Below are 17521 nucleotides of genomic sequence, written 5' to 3' on the forward strand. Positions count from 1 at the left end.
CAAAAGTACTTAAACTTTTTGCTTACACCTTATATAATAGATAATTTTTCTACTTTTTTAAGTATTCGTCATGCCTTTGAAGAAAATCACGAAGAGCTTGTCGGATGGAACGCAACCCAAATTGTTCTGTATGAACTTCATTCAAAGGGGTCCATATAGCACTTTCTACATCATCTGCAGGACACAACTTTTCCTCATTTTCGACCTTACAAACAAAGAAAGCATCAAGTGTTGGAATGTCAAAGCCACTGTAACGATACTTATTGGGAAGCGAACAGAAATAACACTTCTCCTTAATGACGAGGTTCGTTTCCTCCATTACTTCACGTGCTAAAGCCTCTCCTATCGTTTCACCAATATCACAGAAACCACCTGGAAGATCCAACGTTCCACGTCCAGGATCAAACTTCCTTCGTGTTACTAGCAACTCTCCTTTATCATTCAAAATAAAGGCGGCTACAGCAGAACTAGGATTAAGAAAATATTCAAAGCCGCAACTCTCACAACGTTTACTCTTTTCATTCTGTTCAACAAAATGCTTACTTCCGCATACAGGGCAATACTGAAACTTCTCTAATACGTGCATAAAATGATTATTGGAGATGAATTATTGATTGAGAGAAAACTGATATATCCAATACCAAAAGAACAGTTGTTAACATAAAACTCACAATCATTAAAATACCTTTAGACTCAATGCCTTTTACTTCTTCAATTTGCAAATATACTAAAAACTCTAAACTTCCACTAGTTTAATCCTATATTTTTGTTAACTTTGCGCCAATAGGCTACAAATCTGCTTGTAACCAAGGAGGCATTACCTCCAGCATTAATAAAATTTTGATTATTACATCTTAGCGGATAAGAATCAAATAAACATTATATTAGAATGAAATTAAGAAAACTTTTTCTTGTAGCTGGATTAGCTGCTATTGCAATGTCAATGTCAGCTCAGAGGGCTTTTGATGTTAAACTCTATAATGGTCATCCACCCTATGACAACGGCGACTCACAGGATACTGCAAAGGTTCGCGTATACCTTCCAATGGAAAAAGAAGCCACTGGACGTGCTGTTGTCATTTGTCCTGGTGGCGGATACACCTCTCTTTCTATGGACAAAGAAGGCTATGATTGGGGGGAGTTCTTCCAGAATCAAGGTATAGCTGCTATCGTTCTAAAGTATCGTTTACCACATGGTGAACCCAATGTTCCTATTTCTGATGCCGAACAAGCAATGAAGTTGGTACGTATGAATGCTACCAGTTGGAAGATTAATCGTAATGACATTGGTATCATGGGATTTTCTGCTGGTGGACATCTTGCAGCAACTATTGCAACATGTAGTCAAGGTGAGGCAAAGCCAAATTTCCAGATTCTTTTCTACCCTGTCATTTCAATGGTAGAAGGCTATGGGCATGAAGGTAGTCGTATCAACTTCTTAGGTAAACGCCCAAGCAAGCGTGACGAGAAGAAATACAGTGCAGATATGAACGTTAGTCGTGTTACTCCTCGCGCATTCATCGCTCTTAGTGACGATGATGATACTGTTCCACCTGCAAATGGTGTCAACTACTACACAGAACTTTATCGCAATGATGTTCGTGCTTCACTCCATGTTTACCCTGGTGGTGGTCATGGTTGGGGTAGTAAGATTGGTTTCCGTTATCACGAAGAAATGATGATGGATCTCAAAGCATGGTTGAAGAGTTTCTAAACTCTTACCAACATTATCCATAGAGACAATAGTTAACAACATATTGTTATCTGGAAAAACTTAATTAGCTTATAATTCTTGCGGGGTTGCCTTTACAGAGGCAATTCCGCATTTATTTTTGAACATCGAACTATTAATCTATTAACACTAAGCTTTGAGCCTACTAACACTAACCTTTGAATCGACTAACACTAATCTTTTTGAACTTTGACCATTGACTATTGAACTAGGAACTTTATACACTTGGTGCAGTTCTCCATTTAGCAAAAGACCATAAGGTTAAAATCAGAGGTCAAAGGGTAGAGGGTGAGCCTGCTTTTTCTTTTCCTGCTGCAAAGATAAGCAGTTTTAGATAGAAAACAATGGGTTTTCGGGGTACAAGACTAACAAGTATTGCAAACACCGATGTAAGGCACTGTATTACAAGAAGATAAAGGTAAATGTAACCTTCTGACCATATCTACTTAACAAGTTAACAACTGACCTAACGGAATAAAGTCCAGAGAGCAAAAATAAATGATCAAAAGAAGAAAAGTTCAATATTACATGTCTAACAATCACAAAATCACAAAATCACAAATCACAAAAAGGTAGTTTCAATATGCAAAATGGAATCCCATATAATATAATACCTTATTAATAAATGATAATATATAATGTCTATTTTAATTATGCGAAAACATGAAAAAACCTAAATGTGATTGTGATTGGTGTGATTTGTGATTTTAGTCTCTAACAATACAAGTATGTTTTTAACTTTGCTGTCACTTTTACATTACTCGCTTCTAACATACTCCCAACGAGATACAAAGTTTAAGTTGTAACAGCAATGACATCAACGACAAAAATGAGATTTTTTATTCTCGTCATTGTTCTTTATTTATCTTACAAAAAAATAGTTGGGATGCACAAGTATGTACATCCCCACAAAGTTTACAATCTTTTTTTATAATAGTTTCTCTATTTCTTCACTCAAATTCTGTATCTGTGATGGATTTTTTACAACGTTATTACCACGATCAATAAGATAGATGATTGGCATAGTCTGCGCAGGAGCAGTATATGCACGACTGATACCCGTATCATCATAAACGTTTATCCAAGGAAGACTGGCTACTTGTTCTTTCCAGAAATGAGCGTTATTATCGAGAGAAACCATGTAGATCTCCAATCCACGATCATGATACTTGTTATAAAGTTCACGCATTTTCATGATGTACTCAGTTGATCCTTCTGCTGAGAAAACATGGAAATCAAGCAAGACAACCTTTCCTTTTAAATCAGTAAGATGATGTTCTACACCACGATTATCACGCAAAGGTAAATCTATAACTCCCATCTCCTTCGCATCTACCTCCACAGGCTTAGTTTGTGCTTGCACTATTCTCTCGTCTTTCATCCCTTTGATGGTGATATTATGCAGGTTCTGTGTACGATCCGAACCAGGATAATAAGTGTCCCAACTCGTTGCAACAGCTCCAAACACCTTATTATCCTTGGCATCCTTAGTAGGGTCAAAGATTAAACGAGCTTCATTCCCCACTACAATGTATTGGAATAAAGCAAAGTAACTATAAGCACGCATTGGTTCTTTGAAGATGTAATTACGTGACACATCTTGCTTATAACCACTAACAAGAACATTCACTAAAGAGTCGGCAATATCTGGACGCTCGGCATAAATAGTTTGACACTGAGCTTGTAAGTCAACTTGCTTCAAAGCTAACTCCTTTATTTTCTCATTCTCATAAGAACCTTTTACAGAATAATCTGTTGCCATCTGCGGATAAGTAGCCTGTACATTAACCGTTTCAGTAGAGTCTATAGCGATATTAATAATCTGTCCGGCAATACGCAAACGAAAGAACTCTGGATGATCAACCTTATCTGAAGAGAACGAAAAATTGCCCTTTTCATCGAGTTTTACAGAATCTATTGTAGAGAAACCTTCTAGACCATTATGCTCAAAATAGAGTACAGAATCTTTTGCATTAGCAATTGAGCCATTAACATGAAATTGTTCTCCAGCACAACTAGCCAGCACAATTACCCCCACAGCTATTATTCCTGCAACGAATATTCTTTTGATAGTATGCTTCATTAATTAATAGATATTACGTTTTTAACTTTTAAAGTTTCGTGCAAAGGTAACGTAAATTGAGAAAACAGCAAAGCAATTAGTATCAAATATTATCAAAGTGATATATAAAAAACAAAGTATTCTCCCCCTAATCTTCTGACTATTCCATTTTTCTTTCCTACGCCTCATTTCTACCTCACAAGAAACTTTACGTCAATTTACACAACCACCAAATAAGTTTAGAAAGAGATATTCTCTTTTTAGCTCATAAGGCGATTTTATTTGCTATAGTATTACCTTCTAAGATAAAGAGTACATTACTTTAGATCTACTTTTAGTTTAATAATTATCAAATTTTAATTTTATAATAAATATTTTTAGTCTATTTTTAATTTAGAAAAAGCCTTTTCAGAAACATTCAATAGTTACTTTTGCAACATAGGTTACATACCCATAAAGGACTATCTTGCTCTATACCACGTTTTAAAGACTTACATCTATAATGGAGAAAGCTGATGATGAAGAACATAGAAGATCACTAGTTTTCCCTAGACAACAAGTTAGAACAACAAGAGAAAACAATTTTAAAATCATTGATTATCAGTCGAAAATAAATAGCCAATTATTTGTTCGTTAAATATATAATAGGTAAATTTGCACGGATTAATTTTGAAGGGATGCGTGAAAAGGGACGTTAGAAGGTATCAAACCTTAGCGTACATATCACTTTTTGTTCCCTAGATGTTGGTCAAAACAATAAGTATTTTTAATTTTAGATGAACGTAATTACGAAAACAGTTCAATTGCCAGATGGAAGAACCATCTCAATTGAAACCGGAAAGGTTGCAAAGCAGGCAGATGGAGCCGCAGTGCTCCGCATGGGCAACACAGTACTTCTTGCCACTGTTTGTGCAGCTAAAGAGGCAGTTCCGGGTACAGACTTTATGCCTTTGCAAGTTGATTATCGCGAGCAATATGCTGCAGCAGGACGTTATCCAGGTGGTTTCACCAAACGCGAAGGCAAAGCAAATGACGATGAAATCCTTACTTCACGCCTTGTGGATCGCGTACTTCGCCCACTATTCCCATCAGATTATCACTGCGAAGTTTATGTACAGGTAATGCTGTTATCAGCCGATGGCATTGATCAGCCAGACGCTCTCGCAGGATTTGCAGCATCAGCAGCTTTAGCAGCTTCTGACATCCCTATTGATTATCCTACATCAGAGGTTCGCGTTGCACGTGTTAATGGTGAGTATGTCATCAACCCTACCTTCGAGCAGATGAAACATGCAGACATGGATCTCATGGTGGGTGCTACTAAGGACAACATCATGATGGTTGAGGGTGAGATGGATGAGGTTTCTGAACAGGATCTTATTGGCGCTTTGAAGGCAGCACATGAGGCTATCAAACCTATGTGTGAGATGCAGGAAGAGCTTTCTAAGGCATGTGGTACTGACGTAAAACGTGAGTATGACGACGAAATCAATGATGAAGACTTACGCGAACAGGTACGCAAAGAGACATACGATGCTTGCTATGCTGAGGCTCAAAGCGGTGACAACGATAAGAAACATCGTGAAGAAACCTACGAGAAAATCAAGTCTGATTTCATTGAAGCATACGATGCAGCACACACTGACTTAAGTGAAGACGACCTCGAAGAAAAACACGCAGAAATAGAAAGATACTTTGCTGATGTTCAACGTGACTCTATGCGTCGCAGTGTACTTGACACTGGCAAGCGTATGGATGGACGTGCAACGGATGAGATTCGACCAATATGGTGCGAGGTAGATACTCTACCAATGCCACACGGAAGTGCTATCTTCCAACGCGGTGAAACGATGTCTTTATCAACTTGTACACTCGGTACCAAGATGGACGAGAAGATGGTTGACAACGTGTTAGATAAGAGCTATCAACGCTTCCTCTTACACTATAACTTCCCTCCATTCTGTACTGGTGAAGCTAAGGCACAACGTGGTGTTGGTCGTCGTGAGATTGGTCATGGTCACTTGGCATGGCGTGCTTTGAAGGGTCAGATTCCAGCAGATTTCCCATACACTGTACGCTTAGTTAGCCAGATTCTTGAGTCTAATGGTTCTTCATCAATGGCTACCGTATGTGCAGGAACATTGGCATTGATGGATGCAGGTGTTCCAATGAAGAAGCCTGTATCTGGTATTGCTATGGGTCTTATCAAGAACCCAGGTGAGGACAAATATGCTGTATTGAGCGATATTCTTGGTGATGAGGATCACTTAGGAGATATGGACTTTAAGACTACAGGTACTAAGGATGGTTTGACTGCAACACAGATGGATATCAAGTGTGATGGTCTATCATTCGAAATCTTGGAGAAGGCTTTGATGCAGGCTAAGGCTGGTCGTGAGCATATCCTTAACCTATTGACAGAGACTATCGCAGAGCCACGTCAGGAAATGAAACCACAGGTTCCACGTATTATCCAATTGGAGATTCCAAAGGAGTTCATTGGTGCTGTGATTGGTCCTGGTGGTAAGATTATCCAGCAGATACAGGAAGAAACAGGTGCTACTATCACAATCGAAGAGACAGAGGGAATTGGTAAGGTACAAGTTTCTGCGCCTAACAAGGATTCTATTGATGCTGCTCTTGGTAAGATAAAGGCAATCGTTGCCGTTCCAGAGATTGGCGAGGTATATGAAGGAACTGTGCGTTCTATCATGCCATATGGTTGCTTTGTAGAGATTCTGCCAGGTAAGGACGGCTTGCTTCACATCTCTGAAATCGACTGGAAGCGTCTTGAGACTGTTGAAGAAGCTGGTATCAAGGAAGGCGACAAGATTAAGGTTAAGTTGCTCGACATCGATCCTAAGACTGGTAAGTACAAGCTTTCTCGTCGTGTATTACTCGAGAAGCCAGAGGGTTATGTAGAGCCACAGCGCCGTCCACGTGGTGACCGTCGTCCACGTCGTGATGGTGAGCATCGTCATGAAGAGCGTCGTCCACGTCGCGAGAATAACGATGTAGAGAATAACGAATAATCGTTCGTTTGAAATAATACTATAATCCCCCAGAAGTCGACTATAGCTTGCTGGGGGATCATATTTCAATATCTACAAGGCCACGTAGATACAATTTCAATTCTACCTGACTATATAAACCACATCATCTAAATTATATAAACCACATCTATCTAACCACTTTTGTGAGATAAAATGATCTTACATTTAATTTAAACAACGCTATTAACACTAAAATGAAAAAAGACTATCTTTCTCCCACTATGGTTGTAATTCCAATCATAATGGAATTTTCTCTCTTAGAATCAGCCTCTGGTGATCTCCCTAAAGGTTCCGAAGGACACAACATGGATGATGAAGACGAGGAGTATGAGATGGACGAACCAGCTACTCTCAGTGTTCCAGCTAAACATACATCAATCTTATCTTGAAATAACTGAAATTATGAATTACATTGTAAAAACATTAATTTACGCGACAATAACACTTGGACTTGTTGCCTGCTCGCAGGAAGATATCAATTCAACTGAGCAACAGAAAGCAAAAGAAGAAATTACTTTCACCGTTGATGTTACATTAGACAAGAATGTAGAGGATATGGTGAACGCAAAACAGATGACAAATGTATGGGATGCCGAACAGCCTGCTGCGACCCGTACACCTATTACTTACGATAAGCAAGGGTCATTGACTTATAACTGGAGGGTTGGAAGTACGATTCCTTTATTTGTCTATATCACTGATGGAACACGCCAAATAAGTAGAAAGGTAGCCAAGGGTTTGCAGATTATCTCAGCCAATAAGGGTTACTTTACGTTCTCCGTACCATCTGATTTTGACTTGTCTAAACTGCAAGTGGCATCAGCTACGGGTAAGGAAGACGGTGTAGAAAATGGTGCATGGACACAAGGTATTGGCGCAAATGGCGTCATGAGGGTTTTTGGACCAAAGGTTATAGATGCGAGTTCATACGATTATAACATCCCACTCTATTCTAAGTTAACGAAAGTAGACCCTGCTACAAAGCACGCTAAAGTTCAGTTTTTAATGTTAGGAAGCTGGATTGGCGTTAGAGCAAAGTCGGATATGTATTACAAGAGCAACGTTTATTCTATTGCCTTGAAGTCTGACGTGCTCCACATGGATGGTACATTTGACCTCTCACAAGCTTCTCCTGTATGGAAACCAAGTTCATACAGAATTAATATAGATAGACGACAGGGGAAAGTTTTAGACGAATGTGACACGATTAGAGTTAATAATTTCGCTATCGGTGGTGAGGCTGATGGAGCAGGAACAACCAAGTATACCAAGCCTTTCTATATCTGGGTAAAGGCTACGCCAGGTGTCACCAGTACGAAAAAAGCAAGAGTTATCCTCCGCAGTGAGGCTGATAGCAAGACAGGTGCAGTAGCTCCACAGATTGATTTCTTGTCTATGCGTAATCGATTCTACCGTGAAGCGAAAGCTATTGTAGACTTCAAAGATGGCGATACGTATAACTTTAGTATCAATGCAAGTCTGAAAGAGACACGTGGAGCATTGATGATAACAGAGTATTACCACTCTTCTGCAGAAAACGGAGAGAACAGTTGGATTGAGATAACAAATGCTTCAAGAGAGACAGTATCGTTGAAAGGCTATTATCTTGTGAGTCCAAACCCATGGAATGTACCTCCTTATGGAGCATTATATGTCGCTAATCTGACTGACCTCAAAGCATTGAGTCGAGGAAGTAGTAGTGTTGGTATGCCAGGAAACTCAACAACATCGATACCTGCAGGAAAGTCTATTTGCTTAGCTGCGGGCACAGGCTATGCAGAAGTTGTAGCTAAGAATAAGGCTTATCAAGTAATCAATACAGGGTCTGGAGTGTCTACTCCGTCAGCTGTTACGGGTGGTGTACGTTATTCAAAGTATATTTGTAAAGACGGTTGGAACATCGATTTGAAAGACCCAAACAATAATATAGTAGACAATTTTGGTGTTGAAGTGGGCTATTTGTTGAATGGCAGCAATGGTTTCTATTATAATTATTATTTAGGAGAGAGAGATTTTATTCGTTCAAAGGAGACACCTTTTAATGCTCCTTATAATGGATTTAATCCAAAGGGATGGTATTATATGCCGATAGAAACAAGTGGATTAAACTTCCTTGGAACCTTTAATGATTATGATAGTAGGTTCATACCATTCGTGAATTATAAAGATGGTGGAAGTGGGAATAGACCAGAACGCTACCGTAATATGTCTTATTACACCAATATCATTCATCTTCCATAAGCAAAGCAAATAGAAGATATTTGATTAATAGAGAATAAATGACATCTAGCTTAGCATTAATTATATAAGTTCGATAGGAGGATTATTCAATGACAAAAGGCATTAACACGAGATCTTTTGTCATTGAATAATGGTTTTCCACATACTTCTTATTGTTAATAATAACAAAAAGAGAAACCTATTATTTGCTTTGTTACGAAATAACAAATATCTTTGCCACGGAATTTCAAAGGCTTTTAGATGGCTAAGCAAAACCAAAATACAAGACAGATGCTTATTGCATGGCTACTGTTGGCACTCTTCATGTTACCAATGGTAGTAAAGTCTGTGCATGTATGTCAGGTTGAAACTGAGCTTGCTAACGGTCATCACGCAACAGGACAACAAGGTCAAAGCCACAATCCTGATTCTTGTTCCATCTGTCACTTTACCTTTTTCAACTTTGTAAAAGGTGCGGATGTCTTGCTTGCAACAGCAACCCTTATCTTATTGGGCTTCCTCTTCCTTTTTACGCACATCTCTTATGTACGCCCAGAGGTAGAAGTCACCAGCCTTAGAGCTCCCCCTGTACGCTTTTAAAGGGGACGTCCATAAATGATAATCACTGTTATTAGCCTTACTGATTATCAGCTTATTATCTTTTATTAAGCCCTTTTTCCGTCATCATGACAGGGATTATAGCGTAGTATTGCATCCTCTCGTATAGGGGAGAATACGCCTTATTGTAAGTCTATAATCTGTCGTCATGGCACACAAACACCCTCTTTTATATTGCTTCTAACACATATAAAGGAGAGGAAACAGCATTTCTTTTATTTAAACATTAGAACAAGCGATAATGAATAAAGCTATTTTAGCTTTCGTTCTATCACCTATTTGTGTGACAGCAGTAGCCCTACAACACACATCAATAGTCGTTCCAGCGAAAGAAAAAAGCGACGTTGATAGTAGTATTGTTATGCAAAATGTCACCGTATTAGGCGATCGTCAGAAAGAGACACAAATGTCATCTTCTGTCAATACTGTACGCATTGACAAGTCGTATTTACAGACAAACTTCACGGGAAGTCTCATGCAATCACTCAGTGGAATACCAGGAGTTAAGGCAATGAGTATCGGTTCTGGACAATCGAAACCCACGATACGTGGACTCGGTTTTAATCGAATGGTTGTAACCGAAGATGGCATCAAACATGAAGGACAACAGTGGGGAGATGACCACGGATTAGAGATTGATCAGTTCGCTATCGACCGTATCGAAGTGATCAAAGGCCCAGCTGCTCTACTCTATGGATCGGACGCTATTGGTGGAGTTATCAACCTTTACACCAACTTCATACCTACCAAACCATTTGAAGGAAGTGCCTCTCTCTTCACGAGAAGCAATAACGCATCTATTGGAGCAGCAGCCCGTTTGCAAGGAACTGGTAAGCATTTCTATTGGAAGGCAAACGCAACTTACATTGATTATGCCGATTACAAAGTACCAACCAATAGTATTCAGTACTTCTCTTACGACATCCCACTCTATAAGAAAAGACTTCGTAACACAGCTGGATTAGAGCGTGATGGGAGCATAACCATTGGTTACAAGCATTATAACTTTCATACTGAGTTGAAGTTTTCTGATACATATTCAAAGAGTGGATTCTTTGCTAATGCACATGGTCTGGAGGTCAGATTGTCAAGCATTGACTATGATAAGTCACGTCGAGACATCGACTTACCCTATCAGAGTGTGAATCATTTTAAGGCAATGAGCCACACTGTTTATCAACATGGCAACTTAGCTCTTGAAGCCAACATAGCCTATCAGAACAACCATAGAAAGGAGCTTGCAGAAGCGGTATCACATGGTTATATGCCAACTCCTCCACATACGCTTGAACGTGAATTTAAGAAAGATACCTACACTGCCAACGTCATTATGCGCCTCACGATGGGTGAACGACACACACTGACAACAGGTATCAACAGTGAATATCAGCATAACCGCCGTGCAGGATGGGGCTTTATTATTCCAGACTTTGAGACGAGTTCGTTCGGAGCCTACGCCTTCGACCGCTTTAAGGTAACGAACGACTTAATTCTTAACGCTGGTGTTCGTTATGACCACGTACATACTCACTTGCACAGTTACAACGACTGGTTCAAAACACCAATCAATGCTACTGACTCCGTATATAAGGAACGCTCCGTCAATCTTAGCCGTTCTTTCAATAGCTTGACATGGTCAGCTGGTGTAAACTATGCAGTCAAACAATGGATTCTAAAGCTCAATATCGGTAAGAGTTTCCGTGTTCCAATACCAAAGGAACTCGGTACAGATGGTGTCAATTATCACATCTTTAGATATGAGAAAGGTAATCCAGACCTCAAACCAGAAGAGTCTTATCAAGTGGATGCAGGTATTCACTGGGGCAATGATCGACTTTCCGTTCAGTTCGATCCCTACCTCAATTACTTCCCGAACTACATCTACATGAATCCAACTCCCGATTACTACGAAGGCTTACAATGGTATTTTTATACACAAAGTCGCGTGATTCGCTATGGAGCAGAGCTACAATTAAACTGGAAGATACTCCCTTCTCTGAGCACGGAACTAAAGGGTGAGTATCTATATGCCGAACAGTTATCAGGAGCAAAGAAGGGTTACACTCTTCCATTCAGCACTCCTTGGTCAGCAGATGCCACTATCAAGTATGATTTCTGCCGTGAGAAGATAGGTAATGAGGGATTTGTAGCATTCAACTTGCATGTTACTGGTAGACAAAACAATATAGTTCCACCAGAGAAGCAGACGCCAGGTTACTACACTCTAAACCTCACTGCAGGAAAGAACTTCAACCTCGGTAACAAGAAACTACGCATTAATCTCAATGCAGAAAACCTCTTGAACCGAAAGTATTACGACCATACTAGCTTCTATCGACTCATCGATGTGCCTGAACCGGGACGCAATGTAGCATTAATGGTAGGGCTGGACTTCTAAAGAAAAAATAGCACTTAATCTTACAAATTAAATCTGAGATAGTGAAAGGATGAGCGTGGTGGGCAGACATATACACATCTTCTTCCCCCATGACTCCCTTTCCTTAAACATAAACAAACAAGTCATTAAAGACAAGTTATAAGATTACAAATCTAGGCGAAAGCCTTACTTAAAACAATTTACACAATGAAAAAGAAACTATTTATTGGTGCTTTAGCACTCTTAAGCGTATTTGCAATGGTGTTGACATCATGTGACAACGAAGACATCACACCAAGTTCTATTGAATTCAAGAACCCTGAATTTGGTCATGACAACAACAAGATTGGTATCATCGGAGGTGATATTCATCTTGAGTGTGACATTGTCTCTAATGCAAAAATCCGTGTTATCCAAGTTGCCCTATTAAAGGATAATAAACAAGTAAAGCTTCAATCATACACAGATGCTAAGTATGTTGGCGTATTAAATACAAAGTTCCATGAGCATCTTAAGCTCTCTGACGATCTCAAAGAAGGTGAATATACTTGTATCATTGCAGTTACAACGGTTGATAACACTACTCGTTACATCAGTGAAAAGATTCAGTTAAAGAAAAAGACAGTTGATACGAAGGCACCGAAGATAACCAATCTAAATGTTGACAAGATGACAGCTGCACCTAATGAGAAGCTCACTTTCCAAGCCAACATAGAGACAACTTCAGATATTAAAGAGATTGAGGTTGAGTTCCACGGAGACAAGGAACATGAGATAGAAATCAATGATCTCAATGGTAAAAAAGGTAAGATTACATTTAACAAAGAGCTTGCTGTCCCTGCAGAATGTAAACCAGGTACCTATCACATACACTTCACTGTAAAGGATGCTGATGGTCGCGAGACAACCGAAGAGATTGAGGATTTTATCGTAAAATAACCTCCTTGTACTATTCTTCATCAATAACAATAAGAGTAAACAGCACATGTGTCCGCCCCATCCTCCCTATGAGGTGGCGGACACATATACCTTACATCTTTTCGAAGAACCAACTAATTAACAACGAACAAACATAAAACAAGAAACTTATGAGAAAGGTTTTATTCTGTTTAACAACCGCTGCAATACTATTGGGAACAGTAGCTTGCACTAATAACGACGACATTGTAAAAGACAATCAACTACCAATTATCACTGATCAAGGCATTACTGCCGTTCCAATGGATTGTGATGTGTTTCAAAGAGGAGGCATTATCCCCTTCCGTTATCGCCTTACTGATAATGACGAATTAGGTAGTTACAACATAGAGATACACAATAACTTCGACCATCACACGCATGGAACACAGGCTCAAGGCTGCTCTATGGATCCAAAGAAGGCGCCTGTAAAGCCTTTCCACTATGATGAAAGTTTCAAGATACCTAGCGGAAGTAAGTCTTTCGATGCTAAGCAAGATATCGAAATACCATCAGATATTGACCCAGGAGACTATCACTTCGTCATTCGAGTTACCGATCAAACAGGCAACCAGCAATTGCGTGCAATGGCTATAAAGATAAAATAAAGGTTAAAAGACTTGCTTCTTTCAAAGAAAATATAATATCTTTGCAGCCCGAGAGTATAAAGATTAATTACAAACTAATGTATAGAAAGTTATGAAAAAAGTAATGTTATTGGTAGCTGCATGCGCAGCTATGGTAGCTTGCAACAATGGCAAGACTACAACAAACGCAGAGAGTAAGGATTCAACAGCGCAGGACTCTGTTGCAGCTGACTCATCAGTTTATGAAGGAATGACACCTGCTGCAGACGTTGCAGGTATCAAGTATCATGTCGCATTAGCGAAAGATTCAACCAATGGCTACAGCGTTTCAGAGGCTTATATGAAGTCTGAAACAGAAGTAGACACCACTTACAGCTACACAGGTAAGTATAAGGTTGTAGAGAAGGATGTTAAGGGTAAGAAGAATACCTACTACCAGTTTGAGTTGGGCAAGGGCAACACCACCAACTTCCTCGTAGTAAATGATTCAACCCTCCGATTGGTTAACTCTGACTTTGAAGAGCCTGCTGTTAACAGCAAGGACATGAATTATGACTTGAAGTTGAAGAAGTAATTCCAGTCGACTTAAGGTTTTCAAAAACTAAAACATGGGCTACATAAGTGGATTCGCAACCATTTGCGCAATCGCTTATGTAGCCTTTTTGCATCCCAACTTGTCTATCTCCTTCATTTAAGGCTAGCGCCTCTCACCCTCATCCAGAGATAGAGGATAGGTTCTAAACACCACTACGAATCATAGACAAACACAATGTTTCTTTTCGAGATAGAGAATAAGTACTATTAAGGAAGTGCTTTCTTCCCATCAAAGAAACGCCCTCTTCACTATAAGGAAACGCCCTTCTTAAATGGAGAAAAGCGTTCCTTTACTAGTCCCCATAGCCACATACCCTTCTTCGAAGGAGCTTGAAAAGGCTTTTACTAGCATTCCCTTAACCTTTCCTCTTCCCTTCTCATTCCTTGAACACACCTATCTTTTTTCTTTATTATGCCCCATGTTAACGTATAAATGCGTATCTTTGCAATGGGAAGAATGGCACATTCGCTACCAGTAGTTCCCTTTTCATCAATCAAAAGACAAAGAATTAACAGTAACAAATAGGTTAAATGGCACTGAACTACATTTGGATAGCGTTCTTCTTCATCGCTTTCATCTTTGGAATTATCTCTCTTCTGATGGGCGACACGACTATATTTGAGAAGATGGTAAAGGCTACCTTCGAATCATCTGAGACCGCTTTTACAACATCACTGAACCTAACTGGAGTCTTGGCATTGTGGTTGGGCATCATGAAGATAGGTGAGCAAGCGGGAATCGTCAATGTTCTTGCACGCATGTTGAGCCCTTTTCTATCAAAGCTGTTCCCTGATATTCCACGAAACCACCCTGTCATGGGGTCAATCTTCATGAATATTGCATCCAACATGTTGGGTCTTGACAATGCAGCAACGCCTACCGGACTAAAGGCGATGAGCCAAATGCAGGAGCTAAACACGAAGAAAGACACGGCAACAAACCCCATGATCATGTTCTTAGTGCTGAATACTTCTGGACTAACCATCATCCCAACAGCTATTCTTGGCTATCGAAGTATGTACGGGGCAGCCCAACCAACTGACGTATTCATCCCTATCTTATTGGCAACTACCGTCGCTACACTGGTTGGAATACTGATTACTGCAGGCTGGCAACGCATTAATATCTTCCAACCCACACTCCTCTTAGGGCTCATCGGACTGATGGGTTTTGTTGGAGTAGTCATCTGGAGCTTTGGACAAATGGACAAGCAGACCATGGCAACAGTAACTTCTATTGCCTCAAACCTCATCTTGATGACCATTATCGTCCTATTCATTGCTGCCGGACTATTAAAGAAGATCAACGTTTATAACGCTTTCATCGAAGGAGCAAAAGAGGGTTTTCATACAGCAGTACGCATTATCCCTTACTTAGTTGCTATCTTAGTGGCTGTCGGAGTATTCCGTGCTTCAGGTGGTATGGAGCTTATGATGAAAGGTATTAGATGGTTTGTCGAAACCTGCGGACTAGACACTCGATTCGTCGACGCACTCCCTACGGCTCTTATGAAACCTCTTTCAGGTAGCGGGGCACGTGGACTAATGATTGAAGCAATGAAGACTTACGGTGCAGACTCATTCGTTGGACGATTAAGTTGTATCTTCCAAGGATCAACAGATACCACTTTCTACATCCTAGCTGTCTACTTCGGTAGTGTGAGCATTAAGTACACTCGACATGCAGTAGCCTGTGGACTGCTAGCCGACTTGGCTGGTGTAATAGCTGCAATCGCAATCTGTTATATCTTCTTCTAGTAACCAATATAAGACGATTAGGGGTTACTACTTCTCTAGAAGTGGGTGCCTAATAATAAAAACAAGCAATGGCAAATTTAAAATCACTTGCAAAAGACACTGCTATCTATGGTATGAGCAGTATCATCGGAAGGTTCTTAAACTATCTTCTCGTACCCCTTTACACCGCAAAGATTAGTGCGGCGAGCGGAGGATATGGTGTTATCACAAACATATACGCCTATACTGCCCTCTTACTCGTCGTTCTTACTTACGGAATGGAGACCACTTTCTTCCGTTATGCCAATAAGAGTGACCAGGATCCAAAGCGTGTCTATTCAACGACATTGACGCTCGTAGGCTTCACATCCCTGCTCTTTATTGCTCTAGTATTCATCTTTATACAGCCCATCTGTAACTTTATGGGCTATTCGGAGCACCCCTCTTACGTATGGGCAATGGCTATCACTGTGGCGATTGATGCTTTCCAGTGCATTCCCTTTGCGTATCTTAGATATAAGAAACGCCCTATCAAGTTCGCAGCTTTCAAACTCTTATTCATCGCATTGAATATCATCTTGAACCTTGCTTACTATCTCGTATTAGGTGGACATGAGGTGGGTTATGCCTTCTACATCAACTTGGCATGTACAGGAACTATCACTTTCTGCTTCTGGAGAGAGCTGAAAGACGGATTCTTCGGCAGTGGGAAGCTCTTTGATGTACCTCTCGCTAAGAAGATGCTGTCCTATTCTTGGCCTATCCTCATCCTTGGTATTGCTGGAATACTTAATCAGACGGCAGGTTACATACTCTTTCCTTATGTCTACAAGAATAACGATGCACATACACAACTCGGTATCTTCGGTGCCGCCAGTAAGATTGCTATGATCATGTCAATGATTACGCAGGCCTTCAGATATGCTTATGAACCCTTCGTCTTTGGTAAGTCTCGAGACAAAGACAACAAAGAGACATACGCAAGAGCTATGAAGTTCTTTATCATCTTCACCTTACTTGCCTTCTTGGTGGTAATGGGCTACATGGATATTCTGCGTCACATCATTGGTCGTGACTATTGGGTTGGACTGAAGGTCGTACCTATCGTGATGGCTGGTGGTATCATGACGGGCGTTTACTTCAACCTTAGTTTCTGGTATAAGCTCATTGATAAGACCATTTGGGGTGCCTATTTCTCTGGCATTGGATGTGCCGTAATCATTGGAATCAACGTTATCTTCGTACCACGTTATGGTTACATCGCCTGTGCATGGGCTGGTTTCTTAGGCAATGCAACGGCAATGATACTCTCTTACATCGTCGGTCAACGTAAGTATCCCATTGCTTATCCATTGAAGAGTATCTTTGTGTATGTGCTCATCGGTGGTCTTTTCTTTGCGGGAATAACGATTAGCAATGAACGTTTATCCGTTCCTCTCGCCCTTACCGTGAACACGATTATCATCTTACTCTTCGTTGCTCACGTTCTTTACCACGACCTTCCACTGGTAAAGATACGGAGACATAAGAGTTAAGGAGAGTGTTTGAGGAATGAAAGAAACCTAAGAATATCATCAACCAATT

The 17521-nt window shown here is 40.1% G+C and carries 13 protein-coding genes; 11 read left to right on the top strand and 2 right to left on the bottom strand.

Annotated elements, in window-relative coordinates; translation table 11 throughout:
- Positions 1-49 precede the first annotated feature (49 nt).
- Positions 50-586, bottom strand: a complete 537-nt coding sequence (locus F0475_RS00675; protein WP_009435448.1) for an NUDIX domain-containing protein — start codon at positions 584-586, stop codon at positions 50-52.
- A 303-nt stretch (positions 587-889) separates the two neighbouring features.
- Here F0475_RS00675 and F0475_RS00680 point away from each other — a divergent pair, with 303 nt between their 5' ends.
- Positions 890-1714, top strand: coding sequence for an alpha/beta hydrolase (locus tag F0475_RS00680; RefSeq protein ID WP_155714957.1), 825 nt, complete (start codon positions 890-892; stop codon positions 1712-1714).
- 946 nt (positions 1715-2660) lie between these two features.
- On the opposite strand, the gene F0475_RS00685 is transcribed toward F0475_RS00680, so the two are convergent.
- Positions 2661-3815: a TlpA disulfide reductase family protein gene (locus F0475_RS00685; protein ID WP_155714958.1), complete on the bottom strand. Its 1155-nt coding sequence runs from the start codon at positions 3813-3815 to the stop codon at positions 2661-2663.
- Between the two features lie 755 nt (positions 3816-4570).
- On the opposite strand from F0475_RS00685, the gene pnp reads away from it, so the two are divergent.
- From pnp to F0475_RS00735, 10 genes are all read left to right on the top strand, one after another.
- Entirely contained in the window at positions 4571-6826 is a 2256-nt protein-coding gene (gene pnp, locus F0475_RS00690; protein WP_155714959.1) for a polyribonucleotide nucleotidyltransferase, read from the top strand.
- 215 nt (positions 6827-7041) lie between these two features.
- Positions 7042-7236 carry a hypothetical protein gene (locus F0475_RS00695; protein WP_155714960.1) on the top strand — a complete coding sequence of 65 codons (195 nt, stop codon included), beginning with the start codon at positions 7042-7044 and terminating at the stop codon, positions 7234-7236.
- Positions 7237-7249: 13 nt separating this feature from the next.
- On the top strand, positions 7250-9088 hold the full coding sequence (locus tag F0475_RS00700; RefSeq protein WP_155714961.1) for a lamin tail domain-containing protein: 1839 nt from the start codon (positions 7250-7252) through the stop codon (positions 9086-9088).
- Positions 9089-9328: 240 nt separating this feature from the next.
- Positions 9329-9667 (top strand): hypothetical protein, encoded by a 339-nt coding sequence (locus tag F0475_RS00705; protein ID WP_155714962.1) that lies wholly within the window; start codon positions 9329-9331, stop codon positions 9665-9667.
- A gap of 259 nt (positions 9668-9926) precedes the next feature.
- Positions 9927-12083 (top strand): TonB-dependent receptor, encoded by a 2157-nt coding sequence (locus tag F0475_RS00710; RefSeq protein WP_155714963.1) that lies wholly within the window; start codon positions 9927-9929, stop codon positions 12081-12083.
- Positions 12084-12269: 186 nt separating this feature from the next.
- Positions 12270-13001 (top strand): DUF4625 domain-containing protein, encoded by a 732-nt coding sequence (locus F0475_RS00715; protein ID WP_155714964.1) that lies wholly within the window; start codon positions 12270-12272, stop codon positions 12999-13001.
- Between the two features lie 149 nt (positions 13002-13150).
- On the top strand, positions 13151-13627 hold the full coding sequence (locus F0475_RS00720; protein ID WP_155714965.1) for a DUF4625 domain-containing protein: 477 nt from the start codon (positions 13151-13153) through the stop codon (positions 13625-13627).
- A gap of 91 nt (positions 13628-13718) precedes the next feature.
- On the top strand, positions 13719-14180 hold the full coding sequence (locus tag F0475_RS00725; protein WP_155714966.1) for a copper resistance protein NlpE N-terminal domain-containing protein: 462 nt from the start codon (positions 13719-13721) through the stop codon (positions 14178-14180).
- Between the two features lie 551 nt (positions 14181-14731).
- Complete coding sequence (locus F0475_RS00730) at positions 14732-15958, top strand: nucleoside recognition domain-containing protein (RefSeq protein ID WP_155714967.1); 1227 nt, start codon at positions 14732-14734, stop codon at positions 15956-15958.
- A 68-nt stretch (positions 15959-16026) separates the two neighbouring features.
- Positions 16027-17472, top strand: a complete 1446-nt coding sequence (locus tag F0475_RS00735; RefSeq protein WP_009435478.1) for a lipopolysaccharide biosynthesis protein — start codon at positions 16027-16029, stop codon at positions 17470-17472.
- The last annotated feature ends 49 nt before the right edge of the window (positions 17473-17521 follow it).

The sequence above is a fragment of the Prevotella vespertina genome (assembly GCF_009728485.1).
GTDB classification, from domain to species: Bacteria; Bacteroidota; Bacteroidia; order Bacteroidales; family Bacteroidaceae; genus Prevotella; species Prevotella vespertina.